Source organism: Desulfobacter sp. (assembly GCF_050177295.1).
The window spans coordinates 1-4501 of record NZ_JBFXHE010000372.1; the positions used below are offsets into that span (position 1 = coordinate 1).

Below are 4501 nucleotides of genomic sequence, written 5' to 3' on the forward strand. Positions count from 1 at the left end.
TTTCCAGGGTGATCTCATCGCCAACTTTGATTGCTGCGGCATCAGCAGCAGAAGCGTCGAGCATAACAGGAACTGGCCAGAAAGTACCATTAGCCAGCAGGAAGTCTTCGCAAACGCCTTTCCAGTCGGCTTTGGTCATAAAACCGTTCAGCGGAGAGAAACCGCCGATACCCAGCATGATCAGGTCGCCTTTAACCTGGGAAGAGATTTCGATTTTTTTCAGACCTGCGGCTTTTTTCCGTTCAGCTTCCAGAGCAGCGCCTTCAAGTTTGCAGCATACAAGACCTTTCCCGCCATGGGGTGCAACTAATTTAGACATATTACGTCATTCTCCTTAATCTATGGTTAACTTCCATTATAGGTGTCAAATACCTTGACCCGGCACCTGACTTCAATTTTATTTAAAAATCTTGTAAGATTTAATGATGATTGGCTGATTTGTCAAGACTTATATTTGCTTAACTTTAACAGTTCCCCTATCTCATCCATGGATACGGCATGGGCATGGGCTTCAAGCCCGGGCTGCTTAAATGCAATAAACCACGTTCCAGCCGATTCAGCCGCTTTTTCATCGTAAATGGAATCCCCGATAAACACAAGCTGTTCAGGCACCAGCGCATACGCCCCCATAATTTTTTCGAGCTGGTCAGGAAAGGGTTTGGGATTTGCCACATCCGATGCCGTGACAACAATATCAAATGACTTTTTCAGCTTATGTTCAATCAGTACACGTCCCATGGTATTTGTCCGGTTCGTGGCCACACCGCGCACCAGGCCTGCCTGCTTTATTGCATCAAGCAACTCAATAAGGCCCGGTTCCATCAGCATCAAAGGCACCACACTTTCATAACCGATACTTTTAATCATTTTGTATACAGGCTGGTGGTCATCCATTTCCGGATAAAGATATTCAACAGCAGCCCTTACCGTCATCATATGAATATTTTTAAACTGCTCATCGTCAAGGGGCGCTTTATTAAAAGCGGCCAAAAGATCATTATAAAATTTACGGTTGGCCAGGGCCGTATCAAACATGACGCCGTCACAGTCAAACACAACGGCCTTAATTGCTGACGTATCCATTATGTTAGCTTTCTTGGGGCTATTCATTGTTTACAGGTGTCCTTAAATCGCTCTTTTCCATAGGCTCATCCTTTTCAAAAATAGCATAGACCCTAATTCTCAAATGCGATTTATTGGGGTTGTCTGTTGTCAGTGTAATAAAATCATAAATATCCGCAGGGTGCTCGGAATAGCAGGAAACCCTGACCTTCCAGGTTTTTTCCCCCTGGGCGGGCTTGATCAACTCAGCCTTTATCTGCTTATTATATTTAAGCGTCATGCCAAGGATCTTTAATTCATCCATCTGCACCGGTTCAATTGTGACCACTTCACTTACGGTCTGTCCGGGAACCCCGTTCAAGTTCACAGTGCTGGGGCTGATCTTGACAATCTCTTTAACTTTACCGGCAATTTTTAAATAAAATTTTTTATTCTCAGGATCGTCGGATTTAACCAAAATATTTTTAATTACCTCACGCCCGCCATATCCTGCGGTCTTAACTCCAATGGTGATTTTTCCTTCCCCGCCCGGAGGAATCTGCCTGTCATAGGCTTTTCTGTCACACCCTCAAGGCGGTCGAACATCGGTGATATTCAAAGGGGCATCCCCCTGATTTTTTATTATAAAATCATGGGTTAAATCCTCTCCTTCAAGCACGGGCTCAAACTCAAAAAAAGGGGCCACGGGTACGGCCCTGGGACCCGCCCAGACATATGCCATTCCCGCAAAAATAAACAAACATGAAGAAATGATTATAAAATTGATATGTTTCATTATTTGTATCCATTGTATTTTACCAACAGCCATGGGCCGATCGGGACTGTCAACACCCGGATTTAACCCACAAAAAAACTTGAAAGGTATGAGTAACTTACCCATACTTTCTTATAAGACCATGTCCTGACGGACACAACAAACAATGAAAGATGTGAGTATTGAGTATTGAGAAAACAGCTTGTTTTAAACCTCACTACCCATAACTTTCATATAAAAACCCACATGGGCCGCAAGCCCACAACAAACAATGAAACTAAAGACTCCAACAATTCAGGGCTAAAATGGGCGCCGCAGGCGCTTCGCCCTCTTGTTTCTTGTATCTTGTCTCTATTTTCATATAAAAAAAACGAAAGAAAAAATACCCTATTTAACCCTTAAATTCAAGCTTATCCATGAACAGCAGATAAAAATCAGGATTACCACTTGGTCAGGTTCTACAATTTCAGACAAGGCGTTCGATTGATTCAGCAAGCAGAAAAAAGCATTTCATTGACCTGACGGCAAATCAGACGGTCCATTTCAAAAATCGTGTTGTTAATACGCCGGACCGGGACCATTCCCATCAGTGCATTGGTCACAAACACGTACGGCAGGGTACAAAACGTTTCAACATCTACAGACATATTGCTTACAATGAAGCCCTTTTTTGCCATAATCTGCATGACGCATCTAAGCGTTATCCCATTGAGCACATGACTGGAAGCGGGCACTATCATATTTTTCCCATCTATGGCCAGTATATTACAGGTATTGGTTTCAGATACCGTGCCGTCTGAATTTAAAATCAGGGCTTCATCGGCACCATGCTCAAGGGCAAAGACCCGGGCCAAGTCGTAGAACAGGTAATTCATGGATTTATGGTCTGCCAGAAATGAGTGTCGGACATGGGGAAAGGTAACCAGATCAAGACCTTTTTTACCAAGAAGTTCAAGGCGGTGCACATAGGTGCGGATAAAGGCGGCAGCAAATACATGCCGTCCCGGCCGATCATCTTTTGCCGCCAGAAGTTTGACCGCGCAAGTCTTTTGTTCAAACCCGTTTTTGGAAATAAGCTGTATGATAATTGATTTCCAGCATATATCCGGAAAAAATCCGCCAAACACAGATTTCCAGGACGTTTCCAACCGACGGATGTGTTCAGGTAGTCGAATGGGAATTCTAGCATCCACCCGGATGGTTTCAAACAGGCCGGCCCCATATAAAACGCCTGGGATACAGGCCGGTAGGCAAGCAAGATCCTGGGGGACAAAGCAACCGTTTACCCAGGCCATGAGCGGTTTTTCAATATGCTGGCCTACTCCTTGTGTCAGGATCTCCATCAGCGTTTTTCCCTTGGCCAGGGTCTCTTCAAACTCTTTTTGGGGGTCTGAATCATAGACCACGCCGCCGCCAACGGAAAAACTCAGTCGCCCGTCATGAACCAGGGCAGTACGAATGGCAATGGAGAGATCCATGGTGCCATGAAAGCTTACGTATCCGATTGAACCGGTATAGACATGACGCTTTACAGGCTCAAGCGCATCAATGATTTCCATGGAACGAATCTTGGGGCAGCCGGTGATGGATCCACCGGGAAAGGCGGCCCGGACCACTGCAACGCAGGAAACGCCGGCTTTCAGCCGACCTTCAACCACGGATACCAGATGGAATACATTGTCATAGGCTTCCAGACGTTTGTGCGCCGTCACTTCCACAGAATCATGCTCTGTGACCCGGGACAGGTCATTGCGCATCAAATCCACAATCATGGTCAGTTCAGCATCATCTTTGGTGCTCAAGGATAAGGTTCTTGCCTTTTCCCTGTCCTGTTCAGGAGTCTCTCCCCGGGCAATGGTTCCCTTGATGGGACGGGTTTCAACAGTCTGCCCCGCCACTTTAAGAAAGCGTTCGGGTGAAGTGGAAACGACCTGGTGATCCCCTGCCTGGACAAAGGCGAAAAAAGGCGCGGGATTCTTTTTAAACAACTCTAAAAACAAGGCATAGGCATCGCCGCTGAAACCGGTTTCGAAACGCTGTGACAGATTGGCCTGATAGATATCACCCTGTCTTAAATGTTCAATAATCTGTAATACGGCTGACAGATATTCCGGTTTGGCAAATGAAGAAACAAGCCCTGTGTTGTCAGCGTGAAAAGAGCCGGGTCGCCAGGAGTGTTCAAGCCGGTTTATAAAGTATTCTTCCCTGGCCAGAACCTCTTTTTCTCCCTTATCCCGGTCAAACACAGGCAGACAAAGCCGATTTTCACGGGTTTTTCGATCCTGAATTAAAATAACGGACGGAGCGTATAGACAGATATCGGGCAAACCGTTACCCACACAAGTCTTAGGCAGGCTTTCGATTTTGTCTTTTAGATCATAGGCAAAATAGCCAAATAGACCGGCGGCCACGGGCAGGTTGAATCTCTTATCCAAAAAGGAAATTTTTTTTACCAGGGTATCAACCAGGTCAAAAGGGTCCTGGTCGGTTTCATGGCAGACAAAGCCCCCGGCTGAATCTTTGACTTTAACACAAATGGTATCCCCGCTCCCTTTCAGCATCAACCAAGGATCTGCAGCAAGAATATGATACCGGGCACAATCCTGGTCAGATCCTGACAAAAGCACCACTGTTCCCTCTTGTTGGGAAAACCTGGCAGCAGCATCTTCAAAGGTCAGATCAAAA

General features: G+C 45.8%; 3 protein-coding genes and 1 pseudogene. All 4 read right to left on the reverse strand.

Features of this window, described 5'->3' with window-relative positions; all coding sequences use genetic code 11:
• Positions 1-319: pseudogene (gene sat / locus AB7U36_RS19250) on the reverse strand (sulfate adenylyltransferase); the annotation flags it as partial.
• Between the two features lie 122 nt (positions 320-441).
• Positions 442-1083: an HAD family hydrolase gene (locus AB7U36_RS19255; RefSeq protein WP_428161269.1), complete on the reverse strand. Its 642-nt coding sequence runs from the start codon at positions 1081-1083 to the stop codon at positions 442-444.
• A gap of 19 nt (positions 1084-1102) precedes the next feature.
• Positions 1103-1837, reverse strand: coding sequence for an OS_HP2 family (seleno)protein (locus AB7U36_RS19260; protein WP_428161270.1), 735 nt, complete (start codon positions 1835-1837; stop codon positions 1103-1105).
• 467 nt (positions 1838-2304) lie between these two features.
• Positions 2305-4501, reverse strand: a 2197-nt coding sequence (gene pabB / locus AB7U36_RS19265) for an aminodeoxychorismate synthase component I (protein ID WP_428161271.1), incomplete at its 5' end; no start/stop codon positions are given.

Excerpts from the sequence above, each read along its gene's own strand:
- AB7U36_RS19255 (WP_428161269.1), bottom strand. The coding sequence starts at position 1,083 with ATGGATACGTCAGCAATTAAGGCCGTTGTGTTTGACTGTGACGGCGTC.